30 protein-coding genes are annotated in these 25,949 nt (G+C 33.0%); 21 read left to right on the top strand and 9 right to left on the bottom strand.

Going from position 1 to position 25,949, the window contains the following annotated elements:
• Positions 1–55 precede the first annotated feature (55 nt).
• The 3 genes from A4F88_RS07325 to A4F88_RS07315 form a co-directional block, all read right to left on the bottom strand.
• A complete protein-coding gene (locus A4F88_RS07325; protein ID WP_068841925.1) occupies positions 56–1,465 on the bottom strand; it encodes a T9SS type A sorting domain-containing protein in 1,410 nt (469 codons plus the stop codon).
• 54 nt (positions 1,466–1,519) lie between these two features.
• Positions 1,520–3,064, bottom strand: a complete 1,545-nt coding sequence (locus A4F88_RS07320) for a patatin-like phospholipase family protein (RefSeq protein ID WP_068841924.1) — start codon at positions 3,062–3,064, stop codon at positions 1,520–1,522.
• Between the two features lie 198 nt (positions 3,065–3,262).
• Complete coding sequence (locus A4F88_RS07315) at positions 3,263–3,805, bottom strand: DMP19 family protein (protein ID WP_068841923.1); 543 nt, start codon at positions 3,803–3,805, stop codon at positions 3,263–3,265.
• 281 nt (positions 3,806–4,086) lie between these two features.
• Between A4F88_RS07315 and A4F88_RS07310 the strand changes: the two genes are divergently transcribed.
• A complete protein-coding gene (locus A4F88_RS07310) occupies positions 4,087–5,109 on the top strand; it encodes a ComEC/Rec2 family competence protein (protein WP_068841922.1) in 1,023 nt (340 codons plus the stop codon).
• 10 nt (positions 5,110–5,119) lie between these two features.
• Positions 5,120–5,698 (top strand): hypothetical protein, encoded by a 579-nt coding sequence (locus tag A4F88_RS25660; protein WP_068841921.1) that lies wholly within the window; start codon positions 5,120–5,122, stop codon positions 5,696–5,698.
• A 13-nt stretch (positions 5,699–5,711) separates the two neighbouring features.
• Here A4F88_RS25660 and A4F88_RS07300 read toward each other — a convergent pair whose 3' ends face one another.
• A complete protein-coding gene (locus tag A4F88_RS07300) occupies positions 5,712–6,047 on the bottom strand; it encodes a hypothetical protein (RefSeq protein WP_068841920.1) in 336 nt (111 codons plus the stop codon).
• A gap of 174 nt (positions 6,048–6,221) precedes the next feature.
• Here A4F88_RS07300 and A4F88_RS07295 point away from each other — a divergent pair, with 174 nt between their 5' ends.
• From A4F88_RS07295 to A4F88_RS07275, 5 genes are all read left to right on the top strand, one after another.
• Positions 6,222–6,617 (top strand): helix-turn-helix domain-containing protein, encoded by a 396-nt coding sequence (locus A4F88_RS07295; protein ID WP_068841919.1) that lies wholly within the window; start codon positions 6,222–6,224, stop codon positions 6,615–6,617.
• Between the two features lie 84 nt (positions 6,618–6,701).
• On the top strand, positions 6,702–7,469 hold the full coding sequence (locus tag A4F88_RS07290; RefSeq protein WP_068841918.1) for an MBL fold metallo-hydrolase: 768 nt from the start codon (positions 6,702–6,704) through the stop codon (positions 7,467–7,469).
• A gap of 173 nt (positions 7,470–7,642) precedes the next feature.
• Positions 7,643–8,095 (top strand): protease complex subunit PrcB family protein, encoded by a 453-nt coding sequence (locus A4F88_RS07285; RefSeq protein ID WP_068841917.1) that lies wholly within the window; start codon positions 7,643–7,645, stop codon positions 8,093–8,095.
• 10 nt (positions 8,096–8,105) lie between these two features.
• The gene (locus A4F88_RS07280; protein WP_068841916.1) at positions 8,106–8,387 is read left to right on the top strand and encodes a hypothetical protein; all 282 of its coding nucleotides are present in this window, start codon (positions 8,106–8,108) and stop codon (positions 8,385–8,387) included.
• Positions 8,388–8,452: 65 nt separating this feature from the next.
• Positions 8,453–8,923, top strand: a complete 471-nt coding sequence (locus A4F88_RS07275; protein WP_245179053.1) for a hypothetical protein — start codon at positions 8,453–8,455, stop codon at positions 8,921–8,923.
• Positions 8,924–8,939: 16 nt separating this feature from the next.
• Here the strand turns inward: A4F88_RS07275 and A4F88_RS25610 are convergent, their stop codons facing one another.
• On the bottom strand, positions 8,940–9,110 hold the full coding sequence (locus A4F88_RS25610) for a hypothetical protein (RefSeq protein ID WP_167349257.1): 171 nt from the start codon (positions 9,108–9,110) through the stop codon (positions 8,940–8,942).
• Between the two features lie 285 nt (positions 9,111–9,395).
• A complete protein-coding gene (locus A4F88_RS07270) occupies positions 9,396–9,590 on the bottom strand; it encodes a hypothetical protein (RefSeq protein ID WP_068841914.1) in 195 nt (64 codons plus the stop codon).
• A gap of 286 nt (positions 9,591–9,876) precedes the next feature.
• Between A4F88_RS07270 and A4F88_RS07265 the strand changes: the two genes are divergently transcribed.
• From A4F88_RS07265 to A4F88_RS07255, 3 genes are read left to right on the top strand one after another with little or no spacing between them, the layout of a single operon-like run.
• Positions 9,877–10,434 (top strand): YdeI/OmpD-associated family protein, encoded by a 558-nt coding sequence (locus A4F88_RS07265; RefSeq protein WP_068841913.1) that lies wholly within the window; start codon positions 9,877–9,879, stop codon positions 10,432–10,434.
• Between the two features lie 51 nt (positions 10,435–10,485).
• Positions 10,486–11,412 (top strand): PhzF family phenazine biosynthesis protein, encoded by a 927-nt coding sequence (locus A4F88_RS07260; protein ID WP_245179052.1) that lies wholly within the window; start codon positions 10,486–10,488, stop codon positions 11,410–11,412.
• Between the two features lie 43 nt (positions 11,413–11,455).
• The gene (locus A4F88_RS07255) at positions 11,456–12,274 is read left to right on the top strand and encodes a hypothetical protein (RefSeq protein WP_068841912.1); all 819 of its coding nucleotides are present in this window, start codon (positions 11,456–11,458) and stop codon (positions 12,272–12,274) included.
• A gap of 36 nt (positions 12,275–12,310) precedes the next feature.
• Here A4F88_RS07255 and A4F88_RS07250 read toward each other — a convergent pair whose 3' ends face one another.
• Together A4F88_RS07250 and A4F88_RS07245 are read right to left on the bottom strand one after the other, a co-directional pair.
• Positions 12,311–13,441 carry a DinB family protein gene (locus A4F88_RS07250; protein WP_068841911.1) on the bottom strand — a complete coding sequence of 377 codons (1,131 nt, stop codon included), beginning with the start codon at positions 13,439–13,441 and terminating at the stop codon, positions 12,311–12,313.
• 130 nt (positions 13,442–13,571) lie between these two features.
• Positions 13,572–13,799, bottom strand: a complete 228-nt coding sequence (locus tag A4F88_RS07245) for a CDGSH iron-sulfur domain-containing protein (protein ID WP_068841910.1) — start codon at positions 13,797–13,799, stop codon at positions 13,572–13,574.
• 518 nt (positions 13,800–14,317) lie between these two features.
• Between A4F88_RS07245 and metG the strand changes: the two genes are divergently transcribed.
• From metG to A4F88_RS07200, 9 genes are all read left to right on the top strand, one after another.
• Positions 14,318–16,375 carry a methionine--tRNA ligase gene (gene metG / locus A4F88_RS07240; protein WP_068841909.1) on the top strand — a complete coding sequence of 686 codons (2,058 nt, stop codon included), beginning with the start codon at positions 14,318–14,320 and terminating at the stop codon, positions 16,373–16,375.
• A 126-nt stretch (positions 16,376–16,501) separates the two neighbouring features.
• Entirely contained in the window at positions 16,502–17,389 is an 888-nt protein-coding gene (locus tag A4F88_RS07235; RefSeq protein ID WP_068841908.1) for a DMT family transporter, read from the top strand.
• 258 nt (positions 17,390–17,647) lie between these two features.
• Entirely contained in the window at positions 17,648–18,355 is a 708-nt protein-coding gene (locus tag A4F88_RS07230; protein WP_068841907.1) for an HAD family hydrolase, read from the top strand.
• Positions 18,355–18,984: a chloramphenicol acetyltransferase gene (locus A4F88_RS07225; protein WP_068841906.1), complete on the top strand. Its 630-nt coding sequence runs from the start codon at positions 18,355–18,357 to the stop codon at positions 18,982–18,984. The genes A4F88_RS07230 and A4F88_RS07225 overlap by 1 nt, the downstream gene beginning before the upstream one ends.
• 114 nt (positions 18,985–19,098) lie before the next feature.
• Positions 19,099–20,232, top strand: coding sequence for an OmpA family protein (locus A4F88_RS07220; RefSeq protein ID WP_068842317.1), 1,134 nt, complete (start codon positions 19,099–19,101; stop codon positions 20,230–20,232).
• A 137-nt stretch (positions 20,233–20,369) separates the two neighbouring features.
• Entirely contained in the window at positions 20,370–21,824 is a 1,455-nt protein-coding gene (locus A4F88_RS07215; RefSeq protein WP_068841905.1) for a hypothetical protein, read from the top strand.
• Between the two features lie 94 nt (positions 21,825–21,918).
• Positions 21,919–22,437, top strand: coding sequence for a ferritin (locus A4F88_RS07210; protein WP_026727442.1), 519 nt, complete (start codon positions 21,919–21,921; stop codon positions 22,435–22,437).
• A gap of 82 nt (positions 22,438–22,519) precedes the next feature.
• On the top strand, positions 22,520–22,705 hold the full coding sequence (locus A4F88_RS07205) for a hypothetical protein (RefSeq protein WP_068841904.1): 186 nt from the start codon (positions 22,520–22,522) through the stop codon (positions 22,703–22,705).
• A gap of 93 nt (positions 22,706–22,798) precedes the next feature.
• Positions 22,799–23,491: a DUF2461 domain-containing protein gene (locus A4F88_RS07200; RefSeq protein ID WP_068841903.1), complete on the top strand. Its 693-nt coding sequence runs from the start codon at positions 22,799–22,801 to the stop codon at positions 23,489–23,491.
• Positions 23,492–23,565: 74 nt separating this feature from the next.
• Here the strand turns inward: A4F88_RS07200 and A4F88_RS07195 are convergent, their stop codons facing one another.
• On the bottom strand, positions 23,566–23,898 hold the full coding sequence (locus A4F88_RS07195) for a single-stranded DNA-binding protein (protein WP_068841902.1): 333 nt from the start codon (positions 23,896–23,898) through the stop codon (positions 23,566–23,568).
• 175 nt (positions 23,899–24,073) lie between these two features.
• Between A4F88_RS07195 and A4F88_RS07190 the strand changes: the two genes are divergently transcribed.
• Both A4F88_RS07190 and A4F88_RS07185 read left to right on the top strand, forming a co-directional pair.
• On the top strand, positions 24,074–25,603 hold the full coding sequence (locus tag A4F88_RS07190) for a carbon-nitrogen hydrolase family protein (RefSeq protein WP_068841901.1): 1,530 nt from the start codon (positions 24,074–24,076) through the stop codon (positions 25,601–25,603).
• Entirely contained in the window at positions 25,600–25,947 is a 348-nt protein-coding gene (locus tag A4F88_RS07185) for a hypothetical protein (RefSeq protein WP_068841900.1), read from the top strand. The genes A4F88_RS07190 and A4F88_RS07185 overlap by 4 nt, the downstream gene beginning before the upstream one ends.
• Positions 25,948–25,949: the final 2 nt, after the last annotated feature.

Raw genomic sequence — 25,949 nt, 5'->3', positions numbered from 1 at the left:
CACTTTTCACTCTTTACTTTTCACTCTTTACTTTTCACTCTTTACTTTTCACTTTTCACTCTTTAATCACCCTAAAATTTTCTGTTGAATCCTTTGCAGTCACTTTCAGCACATAAAATCCAGGAGATAAAGTCGAAACATCTATTTTTCTATCTGTACTTTTTCCTTTTAAAACAGAAGCCGATTCGAAATTAAAAAACTCGTAATCAAAACTTTCAGCATCAAAATCTTTAATTGTAATTATAGTTGTTGCAGGATTTGGAAAAACATAAGATTTTTTTTGATTTACAATTGCAGGCTGAACACTATTGCAGGCACTTTCTAATAATGCAGATAAATCTGTTTCATCATAAACTAAAGCATAATTAAGATCTTTTGCTTTTTGAAATAATTCACAGGCTTTTTTGTATTTATGCTGATCTAAATAAATGATTCCGAGATTTTTCATTGCATACGAATTGTTTTTATCCGTTTCTAATGCGGCTTTCAAATCAGCAATTCCTTTGTCTGATTCTCCCAATTTATGGTAAATTAAACCTCGGGTAGTTCTTAAATCCCTTCCTCCATAAGCTGGATTTTTATCTGTAATTGTTTTTTCGTTTTTAAAAGCGACCAAAATATTTTCCATCGCTTTTTGATAATCTCCCGTATCACTATACAATCTTGCAAGTGCCCATCTGGCATAAACATGTTCAGGATTTCCCGCTATGATTTTTTCCAGATAAAAACATGCCAGATCATCCGATTTTCGCTGTTGCAAAAACAAAGCAAAGTTGTACAAAATGCGATAATCATCCGGAGCTTCAGTAATTGCTTTATAATAATAATGAAAAGCAAAAGATTCCATTTCGCGTGAAGCGTAAATACTGGCCAGTCTGTCGTAAAGTTTGCTTCGAAAAATATCTTTCTTTTTCTCTAAGGAATCCGCCAGGACTATATTCTTGTTTTTAGGATCTTTATCAATCGAATATTCTACTTTTTTCAGGTCTTCCAGCGCCAGAGTGGTATTGCCAAGACTAATACTCAATACGCCGCGATTGTACAAATCATTGACTTTAGTCGGGTTATAATTTGTTTTAATATTAATTTCGGTAAGCAGTTTGAGGACTTTTTTTACTGTTTCTTCTCTGTCTTTGCCAAAAGGCAATTTATGATCGGTTCTGCTGAGCAGTTTTCCATGCGAAAAATTCCAGGTTACCAGTTTTTCTCCTTGTGGATTGTACTGAAAACAATCTGAATCTTTTAATCCTTTTTCATCATAATAAAAAACCTCGTTTAGTTTTCCGTTCGAATAGTAGGTTTTGGTACTGTCCGGATTTTTATCAGCTCCGTACCAAATTTGTACCGAAACTACATGATCGTCATAATAATAACGGGTAACATTACCAGCTGTTTCTGTGTTTTTTACCTGAGCCAATAGCATTACAGGCAAAAGCAACAAGACAAAAGCTATTTTTTTAGACATGGAAATTTGTTCTTTCAAAGTTGTATTGATTCAGAAATGCAATTTGAGGTAAAATTACTTGTTTTCTACCAATAACTCTTTCAATTGATCGGTTTTCAAATAAGCTGCATAACGACCTGAAAGTAACAATACTTCTCTTTCTTCGGGAGTAATTCTTAATTTGGTTTCAACATGCGAAGCATATTCGTACAGCAATAAAATTTGTCTGGGCGTTAAATTCCTGAACTTTTCCTTGTCTAAAGTTGCCACAATAATTTCGCCATCTTTATCTTTTTTAAAGGAATCTTCGCCAAACTTGTCGATCAGATCCTGTTTAAAACCAGCAAAAAGTTTCACCCAGCTACTCGATTCGTCGTTTGTGTTTTTTAATTCGGCAACCAGATCTTCGTAATCTTTATCTTTTTCCAGCTTTTGTAAATGATCCCGAATAGTGGTAAAACCAATAATCTGATAATTGGTCACCGGAATTTTATAACGTTCAAAAGTATTTTCGACATCCTTGTCAAAAGTCATATATCGGGTTTGAACGGTATATAGAGAAGCCGTTTCAAATAACGAAATCAGTCTGATTTTTGCATCGGTTATGTAAGGTGTCTTTTTTCCTTGTCCAAGGCAATCAATAAAAAGTGCTTTTTTATTGACATCTTTTACTCTAGTGTCATCATGAAGTAATTCTACCAGGGTTTTATATCCCATATTGTCTGAAGCACCACCATCGACAATACACAAAATCTTATCCTGATTTTTTACTCCAAACTTTACTTTTGGAAGCACGCCCGGAAAAGCCGAACTCGCCGTGATAGCATATGTAACCGGAAAATTATAACCGTCATTGACCTTATTTTCATTCAATGCAATCGATGCTTTATTGGGCGCCAAAGACGAGTTTAGATTTAAACCCCGAATAATATGCGGCATAAACGGTATACGTTCGCCATTATTAAAAGCGGTTCCGTTTGCTACAAACATGGGTAAAGACGGGATTTGTTTACTGTCTTTGGGAAGAAAAAAATCAGACAACAGCATTTGAGAACTGAACTTATTCGTATTCTCCGGATTTGTAGCGTCATATTGCAAAATATCCGAATCTATTCGCTGTGTCATCGATATTTTATCGCCTTTTTCGTTTCGGCTGTTGTTTAACAATGACAAAATATTTGCCGATTTATCGACATAATCCTTGTAAGCATCTGCCTTTGAAAAGTAAAACTCGTTGAAAGAGCAATTTTCACTGTATAATTTATTCTTGAGGATCGTTAAATAATATCCTGCCGAAAAACAGCCTCCGGAAACGGTAGAAAAATAATCGATTTCTTTTAGAAAATTACGTTCTGTATTTCCTTCCTGAATTTCTTCGAGTCCTAAAAGCACGCCCATGCTAAAAAACTGTGCTCTCGAACCTCCGCCCGAAATGCCAATTCCTAAAGCAATATTGGGATTCTGATACCTTTTATCACGCTCCTGAACTGATTTGTAATCGCTTAATGAAACAGAAGGAATCGAACTGTAATTGATTTCTGAAAAAAGGTTTATTTTATTTTGAGAAAACCCTGTCTGAAGATACAGAAAAAGCAATACCAGGCAGTATCTATGTCTCATTTTTTGGATTTTTTAATCTACAAATTACTGATAGCTAAAATAATAAAGTTATTTCATAAAGTAATACGAAGACCTCACAAAGATTATTTAATAAAATGTGAATTGATATCATGAAATTTTAAAGTTCCCATTGAAAACCACAGATTAAAATAATTTTGCGGGCTTCGACTTCGCTCAACCTCACATTCTCATAAAACCTTAAGCGCGTTTTATCTCATGCCCTACATATTCTTCTAAAGTTGCAAACATATCATCGACAGACAGCACTTCGAAATCAGGATGGTTTTTTAAGAAATTAGCATTTAGTGTAACCAGATTTTCTTCTAATTCATAAAACATATCATTGTTCAGTAAATCACGTGTTGGGTTTACGCCTTCTAGTTTTCCGCTTACAAATTTATTCAGTTTTACACTGCTCATTAATCTCACCTTTTTGCTTTGTTGCTGAAATAATTCTAAATGTTTTTCGGCACCAATTAAAGCCAAGCCTTCTTCGATAAGTTCGTTTAATTCTTTGTTCCAACCCGATTTATAAACAAACTGGGCAAAATTCCCTTCGGCATATTGCGAATAGTAATAATCTAAGTAATAACTCATCAATGCATCTTCATGAATAAATTCGTCATCGACACCTTCTTCACGCATTAAATTAATTACCGAAATATTTGAGTGAATCACATCCTGAAGATTTTCACTGTTCATTGCCGTTTCAGAAACTATTATTCTACCAAATTCCTCCATTTTGATTTTTTTAGATTGATTTGCAAATTTCGGCGAAATAATAATAAGAATGAGAATAATTTTTTGATCTGCTTTTTAACAAAACAGGTATAAGTACTTATTGTTGAATTTTTATTTATTATTAATCTTGTTTAAAAAATAATTAGTTGAAATACGGTTATCCATAAAAAGCATAAGTATTTAATAATAATATTTGCCCATATAAATAATAAAAACTCAATCAATTGTAATCATTAAAGAATCAATAATAACTTTATTTAAAAATTAAACAACCAAAAACCATGTCCATAATCCATTTTTTAAACGTTTTAGAAGGCGATTGTAATATTATTCAACATGACTCAGGAAGAGTTTCTGTTATTGATGTAAGTAATGCTTATAATGATTTTGATACAGATGAAGAAATTGCTGTAAAAGAATCACAAATGAGGAAAGATATGCATGAAAGAACTCAAGTTCCTACCGACAAAAAAGACTATGGACAAAAAAAGACACCAGATAACCCAATTCTTTATTTAAAAAAGTTAGGAGTAAATGATATTTTTAGATTTATCATTACACATCCTGACATGGATCATTTAGATGGTATACAAGATTTATTTACAGAATTCAATATTACCAATTTATGGGATACAGACAATAAAAAGGAAATATCAGATAAAGCAGGTTCTGGTGGCTATAATATGCAAGATTGGGAATTTTACAAAAGTATTAGAGATTGCAAACATGTTCCTTGTAAAAGACTTACTTATTTCTCTAATGATTCAAATCAATACTACAATGAAGATTATATGGAAATATTATCTCCAACTTCAAAAACTTTAGACGAATGTAATAAAAGCTCAAACTGGAATGATTCATCATATGTCATTTTATACACACCTCCAAAGAAAAACGGTGGAAATTGGAAAATTTTATTCTCAGGAGATAGTGAAGATTTAACTTGGCAACATATTTTAGAAAATCACAGTGAAAAAATAAAAGATGTTGATGTATTATTGGCACCACATCATGGTAGAAATTCTGGAAGAAATTTTGATTTTTTAAGCACAGTAAATCCCAAAACAACCCTTTTTGGAAATGCGAACTCTAAACACCTAGCTTATGATAGATATAAGAGTGGTGTAAAAATAACTAACAATCAAGCTGGTTATGTAATTTTAGATATAACTGAAAATTATTTACGCATTTATGTTAAAAATCTTGAGTTCGCTAGAGATTTTAGACATAAAAGAGATTGGGAAGGAGAACCTACTTTTGCTGAAAGTCTTGACGCCTATTTCTTATGTAGGTATGATGCTTAAATAATCTTATATGAATTTTAAATCGTACGATATCTTATCTTCATTAATTCCAGGTTTTATTATGCTTTTAGCATATTTACCTTTCTTAGGATTTGAATATAACAAAGATTATATAATTGGATATACAACAATCGCGTTTGGACTCGGTTACTTAATCAATACAGTAGGTAGTTGGCTAGAGGACTTCTATTTTTTTACTTGGGGAGGAAGACCTTCTTCTAATTTACTAGATGGAAAAGGAATATGGAAGATAAGGTTATACAATCATACTGAAATTAAAAATAATCTTAAATCTAAATCACAAAATTCAAATCCTTGTAATAAAGAGCTTTTTAGTATTGCCATGAGGTATGTATGCACATCTAAAGACAATAGAATGGAAGACTTTAGCAATAATTATGCATTTTCGAGAACTATGTTAACATGTTCTGTTTTAAGTTCTATAACAATTTTCGCAAATTATTATTATGACTGGAGAGCTTATTTGTCAATTCCAATCATTATAATTTTTTGGTACAGAGTTAAACAAAGAGCCTATTATTTTTCTAAAGAAATATTTCAAATATATTCTAAAATTGAAAACATTTAAAATAATTCATTTATTAGCCCTTTTTAGAACCCGCTCCAACCATTTTACTAATTTCACTGAGCATTTCGAATTCATCAATTGGAAACATCCGGAGTACAGTTTCTAAAATAAGGCTCACATTTATAGAAGAATTTTTAATAGAATTTGAGATTCCATGCAAATCCTGATCTAATGTCACAATGCACAATTTTATCAGGTTGGTAATAATAGAGGCAAGTTCATTATAATCTATCAACTCAATTTGGGCAGTGTAAAACTCCTTTTTATCTGTAGAAGGATTTAAAGTAGTGCAATATTGGGCAGATAATTTTTTGAGATAGTCTAAATTTTTAATTTCGTTTGTTTCCATTATAATTTGAGTTTTTCAATTGTAATTATGCGAAAAATATTACTTTTGATGATTGAGCCGCAAGAAAGCAATAGATTGTTTTGTAACGAACCATTATCAATCGTATTTTACAAATGCCGTCTTGTATTTTACCAAAACAGAAAAAATTAAAAGAATTTTAAATATCTTTGAACTATGAGCACAGCGACAAAACCAAAACATATTGGCAGAAATATTAGCCGAATCAGAGAGCTTAGAGGAATGAAGCAAGAAGCTCTTGCTTTTGCCATTGGAGTAAGCCAGCAAACTGTTTCTAATATTGAAGGAAGCGAAAATGTTGATGAAGAAAAATTAAATGCAATTGCTGAAGTTTTAGGAGTTTCTGCCGAAGCAATTAAAAATTATAGTGACGAAACGGTTCTTAATAATATTCAAAATAATTATGAAGGATCAACTATTCACAGTGGACCAACCGTAAATCATAATTGTAACTTTAATCCTCTGGATAAAGTAGTTGAATTATACGAACGTTTGGTTGAAGCCGAAAAACAAAAAGTCGAATATTTAGAAAAATTATTCAAAAGCAAATAGCTTTTATTCAAAGTATATTAACTAAAAAGAGACTCGTGAGTCTCTTTTTAGTTTTAAAACAAGTTCAATCAAAAATAAATCATCATGATCCAAATACATCACTTAAACTGCGTAAAAATTGTTTCACCTGTTAATGACAATGTTTGCGGACATTGCCTTTTAATTCAGGAAAACGACAAACTCATTTTAATCGATACAGGAATTGGACTTTTAGACATTCAAGAACCATTAGAAAGAATTGGTCAGCAGCTTATCGATATGGTGGGTTATCGTTTTGATGAAAATCAAACTGCCATTAGACAAATAGAAAAACTCGGACTTGATCCTAAAAAAGTTACCGATTGTGTTATTTCGCATCTGGATAATGATCATATTGGTGGTTTGGCAGATTTTCCAAATGCCACTGTTCATGTTGGAATCGAAGAATATGAAAGTTTCCTTTCCGGAAATCCGAGATATTTAAAAATACCTTTATCGCATAATCCAACAATCAAAACTTATAACAAATCAGCTCTAAACTGGTTTGGATTTGAGGCCAGAAAAGTTAATACAAACACCGAAACTGAGATTTTTCTAATTCCGCTTTTCGGACATACTTTAGGACAATGTGGTGTTGCTTTTAAAACCGAAAATAAGTGGTTGTTTTATATCGCAGATGCTTATTATATGAGAGTTGAACTTACAAACAGTGATCACCCTGTAAATCAACTGGCTAAAATGAGGGCAGAAAACAATGATTTAAGATTAATAAACCTGGATAAAATTAGAAATTTAATAGCTGAGCATCCAGAAATTGAAGTTTTTGGATATCATGATATTGAGGAATTTAACTTTTATAAAAAGCAAGTTTAGACAATAAACACTTATGCTTTTTTCACAAAAACAAGATTAACAACAAACTAAACCACATTTTATTTTTCATAATATTTAGTAAATCAACGCAACCTTTTACAAAAAGCACAATCTGTTAACAAGGAGAATAGTACATGTACTAAAACCAATTCTCATAATTTAAAACTAAAACCATGAAACAGATTATTACCTTTTTTAGTATTATTATTTTGTTGACAGGTTGCAGCAATGACAACAATTCAAATCAGTCTAACATAACTTTTTCAGTAATTGCTCAAAAGGATCTTAGTCCGTCTGAGCAAAAACCTATTTCAGAAACAAAAGTTACAATCAAAGACGCCCAAAGCTGGAATGCTTTTACAACCAAATTAAATGTAGTTAATGAAGAAACTAAGTTTTTTAGTGAAACCAATATCGATTTTACAAAATACCAGATTATTGCCGTAATAGATCAAAAATATGGAAATGGCGGGCACAGCATTGATATTACCCAAATTATCGAAACCCGAAATAAAATATTTGTGAACGTTGAAAAACTACACACAGGAAACCTAACCTCGGTAATTACACAGCCTTACCATATTGTTAAAATAGCTAAGTCAGAAAAAAAAGTAGTTTTCAATTAAAATTAATTTTATGAATGACTTACCCAAAAACCTAACGTTGTTCTACGTTTTAGGTATATTTACCATTATAACCGGAATGGTTTATGCCATAATGCTCCTGGACGAAAATTCGGCATCAGACGGATTAATGGGAATTTATATTTTATTTTGTTTGCTTCCAATCACTGTTATTGTTATCGTTGATCGTTTTCTGGTCAGGAAGTTTGGCAACCAAAAAGTAAATAAAGTTCAATTCTCTTTTCTGGGATTTATTATAGTTTTATGGAGTCTAAGGGCGATTGCAAATTTGTGATTTCGTTTCTGGTTGTATATTAGACCAACATTTTTACATCAAAAGAAATTCACAAAAAAATTAAATTGAAACGAACAACTAACTCTGAATTTGAAAAAGCTTTTTCTGATTTGAAAAAAGTGGGAAAAATAATCCCGAGTGCAGCAACTACTTTCGAATTATTAAAAGGATTCAATTCTGAAACCACAGATGTACAATCAAATATACTAATAGATGAATTGAATAAAATTCAGTTTCCATCTAATACTAATAGCGTTTTTTACTTCTATTTTCCGCTAGTTAGTCATATTCTCTATTATAAACCTGAGTACGAAAAAGATCTTTTAAGATATTTAATAGGTCCAAACTTTGCCAACGGAACATCTGAAATTGGTGAAATGATTGCAATGATCAAAGGAGCAATGGAATTTAAACTCAAAGAAAATGAGTTTTATTTAACTCCGGAAAGTCAGTTTTGGGTTGTAAATGAACTTCCGAAATTAGAAAGTGAAATTCAGCGGGAAATAGATTTTTGCTGGAAAGAACTAGAGGAATAAAGAGCTATGATACAAATTACACAACATCAGGTTCGTCATTACTCTTTTTTTCATTCATTTTAGCAACCAAAGCTTTCAAACGTAATGCCTGCGCTTTTTTTTCTTCCTGAACTTTAGCCTTTTTTCGTTTTAGCAATTTGGTGTGCAAAGCCTTGTTTTTGCCGTTTTTTTCAGGTCCTTTTGCCATGATTTACAGTCTTCTTAATTTGTATCTGCAAAGATAAGAAAGTGGTCGTAAGTAAGAATTAAAAATTGTTCTGTTAAAAAATGCTTTAAAAATAAATTGATGTTGGTTTTCGTAAAACTGTAGTGATCTGTTAAAAAAATGGAATAATGATTGATAATCAATAAATAACGAGAAAATAAATTCTCATAACTAAAATACGATCAAAGCCATGAAAGAGACAATTTACAAGAGTTTAGTATTGTCATTACTTCTAACCAATATTTGGAGCGTAATTACATTTTTCATTTACTTTTTTGAAAGTCCGGGACTGTTTAGTGGTTTTAAAACGCTTGGCTTTTTCTTATACTCTTGCTGGATTTCTGCAGGTTTAGGATTGGCAATCATATTGCTTTCATTTATAAAAAGGTTTAAAATTAAATTTAAAATCTTTTCGCTTGCATTGATTTCCTGGGTTAATTTGTTCTTTTTTATTCTTCTCATTATTACACTAACATTAGAAATAATTCAATCAGAGGCATTTTTTGAAATCTTGTTTTACGCCAATATCATTGTTGCACCAATATCATTATTGATGATTAAGAAAATTATAAAACAACATAATAATCAATTAAATGAATAACTGGCCCTAAAAAACTGAACTTATTTTTTGGTTCGAAAGTTTATAAATCAAATAAGGTATAGAGTTCAATTCCTTCTTATTATTTATTATACTTTTATGGATTATTAGAGCCATTGCAAATTTGTAATTGATTTTTATTTCAAAAAAATGACACCAACTTTCTTCCCGACCCAAGAAAAATTCAGAACATGGTTAGATCAGCATCACCAAAAAGAAACTGAACTTTTGGTAGGTTTTTATAAAGTGAATAGTAAAAAACCATCTATGTCCTGGTCAGAATCTGTCGATCAGGCACTTTGTTTTGGCTGGATTGATGGTGTTCGAAGATCGATCGACGAAGAAAGCTATTCGATACGGTTTACACCCAGAAAAAAATCCAGTATCTGGAGTGCGATCAACATCAGGAAAATAGAAGAACTTACCAAATCCGGATTGATGAAAGAAGCAGGCATAAAAGCTTTTGCACTAAGATCTGAAGAACGTTCCGGAATTTACTCTCACGAAAAAGAACCTGCCGTACTCGATCCCGATTTCGAAAAACAATTTAAAGCAAACCCATTGGCCTGGAAATATTTTAATGAACAGGCACCATCCTACAAAAAAGTAATGATTCATTGGATTATGAGCGCCAAGCAGGAAAAAACGAGAATATCAAGACTGGAGAAAACAATACATATAAGCGCAGAACAAAAACGAATGTTGTAGTAACTATTGCTTTAATATACTAGAAATAGTAACTTTATTCCGTCTAAAAAAGTGTCAGCTAAAAAAGAAAAAGGAATGAATGGAAGAAAAGCATTAGAATATTACGTTTTAGATGTATTCTCAAACGAAAGCTATAAAGGAAATCCACTTTCTGTAGTTTTTACAGACGGTAATTTAAATCTGGAAACTTATCAGGATATTTCTAAAGAATTTGGCTACTCTGAAACCTCTTTTGTTTATTATTCCACTAAGGAAAAAGCACTAACCGTTCGTTCGTTTACCCCAACGGGAATCGAGATCGATGGCGCAGGGCATAATTTATTAGGTGCAGTCTGCGGTGCTCTGCTAAAAGGAATGCCCATTTTTGATGAGCAAAACGAAAGCGAGCCTTTTGTCATTATGAAACATTCGGCCATTCCGTTAACCGTAAGTTTTGATCCGGTTACTTTTTATCCTGTTGTTCAAATGCATCAAAAATCGGCAGTTATTAAACAAGAAATCCCAACTTATAGAATTGCGGTTGCACTTGGTTTAAAAATTGAAGATTTAGATGTAAATGCATTTGTTCCAACAATCGTTAAAACAGAAGTTGCCCACACCATGGTTCCTATAAAAAACAGCCAGTTACTCAATAGTTGTGTTCCGGACAATCAACTCCTGATCGAAATTTCAAAAGAATATAAATTTGAGGGATTCTATTGTTTCGCTCTCGCTGATGAAAATCAGGAACATATAGTCGAAACGAGATTCTTCAACCCGATAATCGGGATATATGAAGATCCTGCTACAGGAACCGCTGCGGGTCCTTTAATTGGTTTTTTAACACAAAAGAAATTCACTAAATCCGACAAAGAATACAAAATTCTTCAGGGTGTAAAATTAAAACAGGCGTCAATGATTGAAGTTATGAATCGCGAACAAGATATTCTGGTTGGCGGCTCTTCGATTATAACCATGAAAGGAGAACTGTACTTATAAAATCTTATTTTATAAATTATCTAAATCCTATAGAAAATCAAATATGAAGAAATTAATCGCCATTTTAATTCTACTTAGTGTAAACTGTTATTCACAAAAAAAATTAAATGATAAAATAGCTGAGCTTGTAACTGAAGGTAAAAAATTATACAGATCAGAAATGGCTTCCTGGTATGGAACAGATTTATTTCTTGAAAAATATAAAGAACGAGAAAAAATTGGCGGCTATTTTTCTTATTCTGAAAATGACGTTTCTAAATGTATCTTTTTCTCTAAAGACAGTAATCCTAAAGTCATTGGCACAATAATTTTTGATGCTACTTATGATATTAAAACTGCCCAAGTAGAGACAGAAGAACGAAGTTTTTCTAAAAATGAAAACGATCTGTATATCATACGTACAAAGGCATTAAACGCTATTAAAACCGATACTGTTTTCAAACATTATCCAAATTCCAGCCTGAATTTAATTCCTATAATATCTAATAATGAAAAAAAAGTATACGTTTTAACAGGACCTACTAACAATGGAGTTGTAATATATGGAAATGATTATCTTTTAAACTTTGATGAAAAAAATAATTTAAAAAACACCAAAAGATTACATGCGAACATTATTCCTGTGAATTTTGGAAACGAAGAAAACATTACTTTAGCCTCAATTCATAGCCATTTACCTCAAACAGGAGATTTAATTACAGCAACAGATATCTGTACAACAATGCTCTACGAAAAATTCACTAACTGGTCAACTGTATATGTAACTTCTCAAAAGTATGTTTCAATATGGAACTGTAAAACCGATGAATTAACAGTAATGAATACTGATGAGTTTGAGAAAATAAAAAATGATAAAAAATAAAAAAGCTGCATTTTCATGCAGCTTTTTTTAATCATTCTATTTCTTAATTTCAGGATTCAGGGTTTGTTTTTGCTGAGGCGGAATTCTCTTTTTCAAAAACAAAATCTGACCTAAATGACTCGACTGATGCTCCATAACATGAAACCAGCAATATTGGTTGGTCCAGTCATAACTTTTTTGAACTTCGGCAAACCAGGCATCGTCTCTCTTTTTTAATTCAGAAATGGTTTTGGCTCTTACTTCATTATAAATATCCAGATAATACTGAATATCATGACCTTTAAACTCATCACGCCCTGCCTGATCCAGATTTAAAGCGGCATTCCATTTTTTCTTTTCCTCTTCGTTAAAACCTCTGTTTTCGAAAGTAAAAACCTGATAGTACTTTTCGGCTGCAGCCAAATGCATGACTAAGGCTCCAATTCGGTTTGCTTCTTCATCATGAAGATAATCGATTTCATATTGATTCATATTTTTAACCGTTCTTTCAACACGATCTTTAAGATCTTCAAGCATAGAAATCATGTCTGCAATTTTTGGTGAAGCACCATCCACATTTCCAATTTTAGCTTCTAATCTTGGTTTTATTCCATTTCCTTCTAATAGTACACTATTTTTTCCGTCAACACTCGATTTATCAGAAGTGATTTTATACTCTTTCACTTTTACAATCGCATCTTTTGAAATCCCAAAATTCCATTTCGGAATTTCCCCATCCTTTACAGGAGTTTCAAAACTTGAATTTAAAATGGTAACAGGCTCAAAAACACCTTTGCTATTTTCAATCCATAATTCAAATTTATCAAAATAGAATTTTCCGTTATACAAACATAAACCTCCAAAACTTAATGATTTACTATTTGCATCTATTGTTCCTTCTACCGTATATGAATTCCATTCTTTTGATTTTACTGGCCTGTCACGCATATTATCAAAAAAACCATCTTCATCATTTTTAGTATCAACTCTTGCCCAGACTCCAGCCCATGCTTTGGGTTCTGTAGTTTCTACTTTAACAGAGGCAATTACCTTAAATTTTTTCTTTACAGAAGTTTGTAAATCAATTGTCTGATTGAAAGAAGTCCAATCACTGGAAACTGTTTTTTGTGTTTGAGCATTACTTATACTAAAAAACAAAAACAATAGTGGCATTATTAGTTTTTTCATTTTTTGGAAAATTAAAGTTAGAGTAAATGTAATATTGTTTTTTAGGTAATAACTTACTTTCACAAAAAAAACTGCACAAAAAAACTGCACCTTAAAAAATGCAGTTTTTATATCTAAACCAAAAAGAATCTTAGTTTGTTTTCATTGGAGGTAAATCAAATGCAACAGAATCATGTTCGAAATTATTACGGTGCCCGCCATCGCAAAATGGTTTATTTGCAGATAATCCGCAACGGCAAAGTCCAAGTGCAGATCTTCCTTGTAGTCCGTAAACTGTTCCTTCGGCATCCATGATTTCAAAATCGCCTTCTATTTTTATCGATCCGTTTTTGTTGATGATTAATTTTGTCTTGCTCATAAAATTTGTTTTTTCGAGTGCAAAGATTGCGAAATATATTCTGAAGATTTTGCTTGTGATGCTAGTTTAAACTGGTTCTATTTTAGGTTATTTCACAGAGATGTACGGAGGTTTTTGCAAAGATTCGCAAAAAATGTCAGACTAAGCGAAGTCGAAGTCCCGCAAAGTGATTTAGCATATGTGGCTTCGACTTCGCTCAGCCTGACAAACCGCGTGTTTTTTAGCCCCGATAGAAGTGAAAATCCTTTTGTGCCGGGGTTCGGCACAAAAGATTGTAACGGATAGCGGGATTAGCTCCTGAAAAAATGCATCCCCAAAGTCTGAATTAGGCTCTCGCAAAGTCGCAAAAGCGCAAAGTTTTTTAAAAAATTTACTTCTTTGACTTTGCGACTCGGCGCCTTTGCGAGATTAATTCACATTCTTTAAAACAAAAACTCGGCGCTTTTTCTCTGTGAAACTCCGTGAAACAACAAAATCTCAATTCTATTGCTTATTTTTGCACTCAATAAAATTGAGTTATGACACAGAATCCAAAGAGATATACGATTACGGCGGCATTACCTTACACCAACGGACCTATTCATATTGGGCATTTGGCGGGAGTTTATGTGCCTGCAGATATTTATTCGAGATATTTACGTTTGCAAGGAAAAGATGTTGCTTTTATTTGCGGAAGTGATGAACACGGCGTTGCTATTTCGATGAAAGCCAAAAAAGAAGGAGTTACACCACAAGAAGTTATTGATAAATACGACGGAATCATTAGAAAATCATTTGCTGATTTTGGAATTTCGTTTGATAATTATTCCAGAACTTCGGCTAAAGTTCATCATGATACGGCTTCGGAATTCTTTAGAACCTTGTATGATAAAGGCGATTTTATTGAAGAAGTTACGGAGCAATTGTACGATGCAAAAGCAAATCAGTTTTTGGCTGACCGTTTTGTAGTAGGAACCTGCCCTAAATGTGGTAACGAAGAAGCTTATGGAGATCAGTGCGAAAAATGCGGATCGACTCTAAATGCTACGGATTTAATTAACCCAAAATCGACGATTACCGGAGAGACTCCAATTTTAAAAGAAACAAAACACTGGTTTTTGCCTCTTGACCGATATACTGAGTTTTTGACCGAGTGGATTTTAGTTGGACATAAAAATGACTGGAAACCTAATGTATACGGACAGGTAAAATCATGGATTGATGGGGGACTTGAACCTCGTGCGGTAACTCGTGACCTTGACTGGGGAATTGATGTTCCGGTTGAAGGTGCCGAAGGAAAAAAATTATATGTTTGGTTTGATGCACCAATTGGATATATTTCGTCTACTAAAGAATGGGCTGCCCGTGAAGGAAAAGACTGGGAACCATATTGGAAAGATGAAGACACAAAACTGGTTCATTTTATTGGGAAAGACAATATTGTTTTTCACTGTATTATTTTCCCTGCAATGTTAAAAGCCGAAGGAAGTTACATTTTGCCGGATAATGTTCCTGCAAATGAGTTTTTGAATCTGGAAGGAAACAAACTTTCGACTTCTAAAAACTGGGCAGTTTGGTTACACGAATATTTAGAAGAATTTCCGGAGAAACAAGACGTTTTGCGTTATGCCTTAACATCAAACGCACCGGAAACTAAGGATAATGATTTTACCTGGAAAGATTTTCAGGCAAGAAACAACAATGAATTAGTAGCGATTTTTGGAAATTTCATCAACCGTGTGGTGGTTTTAACCAACAAATATTATGATGGTTTTATTCCGAAACCAAGCGAATTTACAGAAGTTGACGAAGCTGTTTTAACTGAATTAAAGGCATATCCTGCTGTAATTTCAAGTTCAGTAGAACGTTACAGATTCCGTGAAGCTTTGGGAGAATTGATGAATGTTGCCCGTTTAGGAAACAAATATCTTGCTGACGAAGAGCCTTGGAAAGTAATGAAAGACAATCCGGAACGTGTAAAAACTCAAATGTATGTGGCGTTACAAATCGCTGCTGCTTTGAGCATTCTTGCTGAACCATTTTTACCGTTTACCGCAGCTAAATTATCAAGAATACTGAAAAATGAAGGTAAACTAAACTGGAATGATGTTGCTGAAGATTCAGAATTAATTCCTGACGGACACCAAATTGGCGAAGCAGAATTGCTTTTTGCAAAAATCGAAGACGAAGAAATACAAAAACAAATAGACAAATTGGAAGCTACAAAAACCGCTAATATCGCCGAAAACAAAAAAGCAGAACCTCAAAAAGATTTAATTCAATATGAGGATTTTGCCAAAATGGATTTACGTGTTGGAACTATTATTGAAGCCGAAAAAATGCCAAAAGCAAACAAACTATTGGTATTAAAAATCGATACTGGAATTGACGTTCGTACCATAGTTTCGGGAATTGCTGAAAGCTTTTCGCCAGAAGAAATTATTGGTAAACGCGTTACCGTTTTAGCAAACTTAGCACCAAGAGCTTTACGTGGCGTTGAAAGCCAAGGAATGATCTTAATGACTACAAATGCCGAAGGAAAATTGGTTTTTGTAAATCCTGATACTGACGCACCAAACGGCGAGACGATAAACTAGCATTTTATAAATGCAATAAAATGGCGTGAATCGATTAATATCTTTAATTGATTCACGTTTTTTGCTTTCAAAGTATTCTCTTTGTGAAGTATCTTTGAAAAAATAATATAAGATTAAATACGTCCAATGAAAATCACCAAACCAAGATTAGCCTTAATCTGCGGCATACTTTGTATTTCGATATTTCCAATATTGGTTAAATTGAAACTAACCCCGGGATTAATCTCGGCTTTTTACCGAATGTTTTTCGCTGTTATTTTACTTTTGCCTTATGTTCTTTTAAGTAAAAGTTTTAAACTTCCAACGCTAAAATTTACACTTTTGGCAGCACTATGCGGTATTTTATTTGCCTCAGATGTTGCTGTTTGGAATATTGCCATTCAGGATTCGAGTGCTACACAAGCTTCGTTGCTAACCAATTTATCGCCGCTTTGGGTGGGTATTGGTTCTTTTTTCTTTTTAAAATCAAAACCTGCAACCAATTTCTGGATTGGAACTGTTGTTTCTCTTTTCGGAATGATAACTTTAGTTGGTTTTGAGTTTTTTATTGATCTGAATTTCAATCAGGCATTTCTGTTTGCTGTTTTATCCGGAATCCTATATTCGATTTATCTTTTAGTAAGTAAAAATGTCCTTTCGCAAGTTGATGTTTTATCTTTTATGACGATTAATCTAATTGCTTCAAGTATCTATTTAGGCATACTTTGTTATGTTTTAAATGAACCTTTTACAGGATTTTCAGATACAGGCTGGTTTGTATTGGTTCTTCAGGCAGTTATGTGTCAGTTATGTGCCTGGCTTTCGATTAGTTATGCCACACAACACATGCGCGCCACGAGAGTTTCGTTAAGTTTATTGAGTCAGGCTGTAATTACATCCATATTAGCTTGGTTGTTTTTGGAAGAACAAATAACTTTACAAATGGTTTTTGGCGGAATCATTTTACTCTTCGGAATCCGAATTACGTTTTACGATAAAACGATTTCTTTGAAAAGGCTTTTTTCTAAAAACTGAGATTAGAAAGTTTCCGCTCCGATAGCTATTGGGATGGCAGATTGAGTAGATTTTAAAATCATTTTAGTCTCAATAATCTGTGGCAAAAAAATTAGTATAATTCGTGGCTAAAAAAAATATCACGCAGATTCAGCAGATTTGAGCAGATTTTAAAATCATTTTATCTCAATAATCTGTGACAAAAAAATTAGTTTAATTCGTGAATTCGTGGCTAAAAAACCTGAAACAAAAAAACTTCAAACCTGAAATAAAAACATCATGTTACATAAAAACAAAATACCCAATTTAAAAGTAATCGCATTTGATGCCGATGACACTTTGTTTGTCAACGAACCCTATTTTCAGGAAACTGAACATAAATTTTGTGCTTTGATGGAAGATTATCTTTCGCATCAGGGTATTTCACAGGAATTATTCAAAATCGAAATCGAGAACCTGCCTTTATACGGTTACGGAATCAAAGGCTATATTCTTTCAATGATCGAAGCGGCGATGAACATTTCGAATAAAACTATTCCAATAGAAGTCATCGAAAAAATCATTCAATACGGAAAAGAATTACTCGAAAAACCAATCGAACTTCTGGACGGAGTTGAAGAAACCCTGAAATCTTTACACGGAAAATATAAATTGGTTGTTGCCACAAAAGGCGATCTAAAAGATCAGCACAGCAAATTACACCGTTCCGGTTTAGGGCATTATTTTCACCATATCGAAGTAATGTCAGACAAACAGGAAATTGATTATGGGAAATTATTAGGTCGTTTAGACATTCAGGCACACGAATTTTTAATGATCGGAAATTCCTTAAAATCTGATGTTTTACCTGTTTTAGGAATTGGCGGTTATGCCGTTCACATTCCGTTTCATACGACCTGGGAACATGAAAAAATCAATCATAAAGTAGAACACGAACATTTTAGTTCGTTTGAAAATATTACCGAAGTACTTCAGAACTTATCATAATGAAAACACTTTTAGACTTAGAAAACTGGAATAGAAAAGAACATTTTCTGCACTTTAGCCAGATGGAAGAACCATTTTTTGGCGCAACGGTAGAAATCGATTGTACAAAAGCGTATCAAACGGCTAAAGAACTGAATGTTTCTTTTTTCATTTTTTACTTACACAAAACATTAGTTGCCGTAAATTCGATCGAAAATTTTAAATATAGAATTTCAGAAAACAGCATTTATATCAACAATCGTGTCGATGTTTCGGCTACAATTGGTCGTGAGGATGGTACTTTTGGCTTTTCTTTAATCGAATATAGTCCTGATTTTGATGTTTTTGTACAAAATGCACAGGCAGAAATCAAACGTGTTCAAAGCACAACAGGTCTCTTTACAAGGTCTTTTGATGATGATAATGTTATCCATTTTTCGGCCATTCCGTGGTTAAATTTCACTTCGCTTTCGCATGCAAGAAGTTATTCGTATCCAGATAGTTGCCCTAAAATTTCATTTGGAAAAATGATGACTTCTGAAACCGGAAAAAGAACCATTGCCATGTCTGTTCACGTACACCATGGTTTAATGGATGGTTTACATGTTGGGCAGTTTGTAGACTGTTTTCAGGACTTGTTAAATAAATAGCATTTCTTTTACACATAAAATTTAATCTTATTCTGTTACTTAAATGTCCTTTTCTGGGTAAGCTTAGCTACAATAAATTCGTTGGTTTGGATAAAATTTAAAATTCAAATTGTAATGAAAAAAATTGTCATGACTTTGGCGTTTGCTTTAGCGCTGGCCAATGCAAATGCACAAACAGAAAAAAGTTCAACAGATTACAACAAATGGTCTGTAGAATTAGCCGGAGGAGTAAACAAACCTCAACGACCAATGACCTCCAATTATGCTACCAGCACTCCAAGTCCGTGGGTTGGTGATTTAGGAGTTCGTTATATGTTTAATAACAAATTTGGTTTAAAAGCTGACTTTGGCTATAACAGCTTTACCGGAAACAACAGTTCGGTAGATTTTGATTCAAAATATTACAGAGCCGATTTACAAGCTGTAGCCAATCTGGGACGAATCATGAATTTTGAAACCTGGACTAATACATTTGGTTTATTAGGACACGCAGGTTTTGGTTTGGCTCAGTTAGAAAACAAAGATTTACATGTTAAAGACAGGATGGGTAATTTTATTGCCGGTGTAACAGGTCAGATCAGATTATCAAACAGACTTGCCTTAACTGGTGATTTTACTACTATTTTAAATGCTTCTCAACAAGCTACTTTTGATGGTGCTACTGTTGGAGATTCAAGAGGTTTTACCGGAATTTTGTTTAACGGAACAGTTGGTTTACAAGTGTATTTAGGTAAAAATGCAAAACATGCTGACTGGACTGTTACTCCAATTGCAGACAATACTGATCTTTCGGCATTAGAAAGCAAAGTAGCAGATCTTGAAGCTCAGATTAAAAAAACTCCTGAGAAGCAAGTTATCGTAGAAAAACCTGTTACAACAACAATAGTAAATGACAAAGATGTTGTAAAAGAAATGATCAACGACAGATACTACAGTGTTTATTTCAACTTCAACAAATCGACACCAATAGCAAACTCAACAGGAGCAATTGATGTTGTTTTAAGTTATTTAAGAAAAAACCCTTCGGCTTCTCTTGATATAATTGGCCATGCTGATCAGGTTGGAACTTCTAAGTACAATGATAAGTTGTCAAGCAGCAGAGCAAATAGTGTAAAAACTATTTTAGAAAAAGCCGGAATTGCATCTTCAAGATTAAATGTAATTCCTGAAGGAGCAGATACTTCTATCCAAAAAGACTCAGACGAAGCGAGACGATTAGCGAGAAGAGTTACTTTTAAAGTAAAATAATTAAACCTCAAAAAAGGTGAAGCCCAAAAGGAATTTCTTTTGGGCTTTTTTTTATGATTTTACCCTTTACAATTGTTATTTCACTTTTATATAGTAACTTTAATAAAATTTGGAATAATATTTGTGCCCGTTAACTCATGAAAAAACTGTTACTTTTTTTTCTTTTAGCCTCTCCATCTGTATTGTTAAGTCAAACGATATTAAATACTTATCCGTTAGATTTAAAAACAACTGATGTAAACAATCAAATCCTGAATGCAGAAGATGCAAAAACTCACGATGTATATGTTTTTGCCGTTGATTCTAAAAACATCAACATTTTAAAATACAATAAAAACTTTTTCTTAACGACTCAGTTTACCGATTCTATAAACGATGCTTCAAATAGATGGTTAATTGGCAGCAGTATCAGTGATGATGGAAACCCATCACTTTACTGGAGTACAGGAAAATCAAATACGATTCTAATTACAAAGTATTATCTGGAGAATAAAACTTCTAAAACTCTAAACTTTACTTTTCCTGAAAATATTGAATCTGTCATAACAACATTTCAAAACAATAATACTTTTTACATTCTTGGAAAAGAAAAGAGCAATCAGCATCTTCTTCTTTATGAATTTAAAAATGGAAAATGTGAAATAAAAATGTTTGACTTCTCTACATTTTTGTTCCAAAATGAAAGAGGATTAAAATTTAGCTTAAGTTCATTACTCCGTTATTTTCCTATCCAAAAAATAGAGTCTGACGATTTTAATCCTCTGAGTAAAACCAGCAGTATAAACAAAATGTATGTCCTGGATAACCGAATCATTCTAACATTTGATTACAACTTAAAAAAGACACAGGTTTTTGATCTAGACATGGAAACTTCTGAGGTTACAGAAAAAAACTTTGATCAGCCTGTCTCTAAAACACCAACCAGAACATCAAATTCTTTTTACAACGAAAACAAACTCTTTCAAATCAAGGCGAGCAAAGATGAGTTTTTACTTAATATAAAAGATTTTGATTCCGGAAAAACGATTAAAAATATTGCTCTGTCAAAAAATGATACAATTCGTTTTAAAAATTCGCCTTTATATCTTCAGATAAACGACAACAAGCCACAAGAATTAAAAACTACGGGTAAGTTTTTAAAGCAATTATCTAATTTAAGTGCCGGAATTTCTGTTTTGAAAAGCAAAAATACAAACCTGATAACATTTGGCGGCTATATAGAATATATCGTTTCCGATTTTAATTACGGGCTAAATAATGCTTATGATGATTTTGGAAGACAAGGGCAGTATAGTCAAAGCAAAATGGTCTATTTTGATTCTGTACTAAACTCTGATTTAGAATTCATAACCGGTGAAAAGTCTGAACCTTTGGCTATTGACAACATTTTCTATTTCTTAAGCCTCAATAAAGATGTATCGTTTCAGAATATCCTGAAATTAAAAGACTATTCTGTCCTGACTTATTATGATACTGTTTTAAAACAATATACTATTCGAAAATTTACAGATGGTTTTATGAGAGAAGACAGCGGAAATCCGATTAGTAATAAGGCTGTTTTTTCAAAATCTTTCCCTTTAAAAAGGCCTTAAATTTATTGAGAATTAATCCAAATGTGTAATGTTTTCGCGGTTTCCAAAAAACGGAATGGATTATTTTTTCTAACTTTACCAAAAAGACATCATTATGCTATCAAAAAATATTGAAACGGCTTTAAATAAGCAAATACGCATAGAAGCAGAATCTTCGCAAACTTATCTTTCTATGGCTTGTTGGGCTGAAGTACACGGATTAGAGGGAATCGCTCAATTCATGTATACACAATCAGATGAAGAGCGTGCACACATGCTTAAATTGGTTAAGTATGTAAATGAACGCGGAGGACACGCTCACGTTACCGACCTAAAAGCACCAAAAACATCTTATTCTACATTTAAAGAAATGTTTGAGGAACTTTATAATCATGAACTTTTTGTTTCGAAATCTATCAACGAATTGGTACATATTACTTTTGAGGAAAAAGATTATGCAACTCATAATTTCCTGCAATGGTACGTTTCTGAACAAATTGAAGAAGAAGCTACTGCTAAATCTATTTTGGATAAAATTAATCTGATTGGAGATGACAAAGGAGGGCTTTATTTGTTTGATCGTGATATTCAGCAATTAACAGTAACTAGTTCGATTGCTATTAATCCAAAATAAAAAAAGTTAAAGTTTATTTAGAATATTTAAAAATAACTTTTTTGGTTTATATTTGCCTCTGTTTTTATAATACAGAGGAAAATTGGGCAAGAAAGAAAAAGACAAGGAGAAAAAAAAGGATAAAAAGAAAAAGAAAAACGCTGTTATCCTTGATAAGATTAAAAAGTTGGAAAACTGCAAATCTTCATGTTGTGAGAAATATAAAAAAAGCGAGAAGAAACGCTGTTCACGCTGTCCTATGTTTGATTTATTCAAAAAAACTGCTTAAAAATATATACATAAAACCCACCAAAAAATTGGTGGGTTTTTTAGTTTAAATTGCAGTCGTTTTAAAAACTTAAAAAAGCCTCAACGTTTTACTATGGAAAACAATGTTATTATACCCAAGTCTAGTCTTGACTTTTTAGTTCAGCTCAAAGAAAACAACAACAAACCCTGGTTTGATGAAAATAAACCCAAATATTTAATCGAATTAAATCACATTGAAAATTTCGCAGGAGCCTTGCTTCAGGAACTTTCTAAAACTGATGTTCTGGAAACCTCTTCGGGTAAAAAAAGTGTTTATAGAATTTACCGTGACATTCGTTTTTCTAAAGACAAAACGCCTTTTAAAATTTTTTGGGGCGGTAGTTATACACGGGCAACAAGTGCCAGACGTGGTGGTTATTATTTTCACCTGGAAAAAGGCAACAGTTTTTTTGCCGGTGGCTTCTGGGGACCAAACGCTGCCGATTTAAAACGCATAAGAAGTGAATTTGCCCACGATCCTGAATCATTCCAGAAAATATTACGTTCAAAATCTTTTATCAGCACATTTGGAACCCTGCAAGGCGAACAGCTTAAAACAGCCCCAAAAGGTTTTGACATTAATCATGAAACCATCGATTTGCTGCGTTACAAACAATTTTTGATTATTAAACGTTTTACAGACGAGGAAGTATTAAGTCCTGATTTTTTAGAACAGGCTTTAGACACATTCAAAAAAATGAGACCTTTTTTTGATTATATGAGCGAAGTTCTTTCAACCGATATAAATGGTGCTTCTGTTTTATAGTGGCATCTTACTTCAAAACATAAAACCCGATAGTTAAATCAAAAACTATCGGGTATATTAAATCTGTTCGAACCTTATTTACTTAGCAGCAAAATCTCGTTGATTACAACTTCGGTAACGTATCTTTTTTCACCGTTTTTATCATCGTAACTTCTGTGGGTTAATTTTCCTTCTACGGCAACTTCTTTGCCTTTTACCACATATTTTTCAATAATTTCGGCAGTTTTGCCCCAGGCAGTTACACGATGCCATTCGGTTTGTTCTATTTTCTCGCCTTTATCGTTTTTATAAGATTCATTTGTGGCGATACTTAAGTAAGCAAGCTTTCTTCCGTTTTCTAATGTTTTAACTTCCGGGTCACTTCCTGCGTTACCAATTAGTTGTACTCTGTTTTTCATTGCATTCATGGCGTATACTATTTAAATGTTCATATAAAGAATTCGTTCGTCAAATTCAACATTGCAAAGATGCGGGAGTCGGCAGAAAATATTCGGTTACCAACTGTTTACTTTCGGTTGTAATTATTTGTAAGCGTTTGTAAATGGATAAGTTATTTTGTATATTTGAGATAAACCTTACGATATGCAGACACAAATTAAAAAAGTTGAGTTACGAAATTTAGAGTTCGATGATTATCAACAATTGAAAAATTCAATGGTCGAATCGTATCCTGAAATGGCGAACTCGTATTGGAGATCTAATGATATTAAAAGATTACTTTCTATATTTCCCGAAGGACAATTGGTCATTCTCGTTGATGGTGTAGTTGTTGGCTCAGCATTATCCCTTATTGTCGACGAAAAATTAGTAGACAAAAGACATAATTACAAACAAATTATTGGTGATTATACGTTTTCAACTCACAACCCTGATGGTGAAATCCTGTACGGAATAGATGTTTTTATACATCCTAATTATCGCGGACTACGTTTAGGCCGACGTTTGTACGATGCCCGAAAAGAATTGTGCGAACAATTAAACCTGAAAGCCATTGTATTTGCAGGAAGGATTCCTAATTACAATCAACATGCTAAAAAGCTGACCCCAAAAAATTATATTGAAAAAGTAAAACACAAAGAATTACACGATCCTGTACTCTCTTTTCAGTTAAGCAATGATTTTCATGTATTGCGAATCATCAAGAATTATCTGGAAGGTGACGAAGAATCAAAAGAATTTGCCGTTCTCTTAGAATGGAACAATGTATATTATGATGAAAGCCCGAAGCTTATTAATCTCGAAAAAAGCGTTATACGTCTCGGATTGATACAATGGCAAATGCGTCAATTAAACAATCTGGAAGAATTTTTTGAGCAGGCAGAGTTTTTTATTGATGTTGTTTCCGGTTACGGAAGTGATTTTGCTCTATTTCCGGAGCTTTTCATTGCTCCTTTAATGGCCGATTACAATCATTTGTCTGAAGCAGAAGCCATTCGTGAACTTGCCAGATATTCTGATCCAATTCGAAACCGCTTTCAGGAATTCGCCATTTCCTATAACATCAACATTATTACCGGAAGTATGCCACTTTTAGAAAATGGTAATTTATACAATGTTGGCTTTTTATGCAAAAGAGACGGAACTTCAGAAATGTATACCAAAATTCACGTTACGCCAAACGAAGTACAGCATTGGGGAATGAAAGGCGGTTCACAGTTTAAGACTTTTGATACTGATTGTGGCAAAATTGGAATTCTAATATGCTATGATGTCGAATTTCCGGAACTATCCCGAATTCTGGCCAACGAAGGAATGAATATTCTATTTGTTCCGTTTTTGACCGACACTCAAAATGCTTACACCAGAGTAAAACACTGTTCGCAGGCGCGTGCCATCGAAAACGAGTGTTACGTTGCCATTGCAGGTTGTGTAGGTAACTTGCCAAAAGTAAACAACATGGACATTCAGTATGCACAGGCTTCTGTTTTTACTCCTTCAGATTTTGCTTTTCCAAGTAATGGCATCAAGGCTGAGGCAACGCCAAATACTGAGATGACCCTGATTGTTGATGTTGACCTGAATTTACTAAAACAACTTCACGAACATGGAAGTGTTCGAATACTAAAAGACAGAAGAACTGATTTATATGAAATTAAAAAGTTTGAATCATGAAAACATGCCTCGAGTGTTCTGAAAGAATTGTAGGACGAGAAGATAAAAAGTTTTGTTCGGATAGTTGCAGAAATGCCTACAACAATAAAATAAACAAGGATAGTAACAATTTCATGAGAAATGTAAACAACAAATTACGAAAAAATTACCGTATTTTGTCGGAACTAAACACAGATGGAAAATCTAAAGCAACACGGGATAAAATGATAAATAAAGGTTTTGATTTCGATTTCTTTACCAATATCTTGCACACCAAAACAGGAAACACCTACTATTTCCTGTATGATCAAGGATATCGATCTTTAGACAATGATTATTTTATGCTTGTGAAAAAAGAAATTTAGTA

This window comes from Flavobacterium chilense (genome assembly GCF_001602525.1).
Lineage (GTDB): Bacteria > Bacteroidota > Bacteroidia > Flavobacteriales > Flavobacteriaceae > Flavobacterium > Flavobacterium chilense.
The sequence above is the reverse complement of the archived record's forward strand: the minus strand, read 5'-3'. Positions and strand labels throughout refer to the sequence as shown.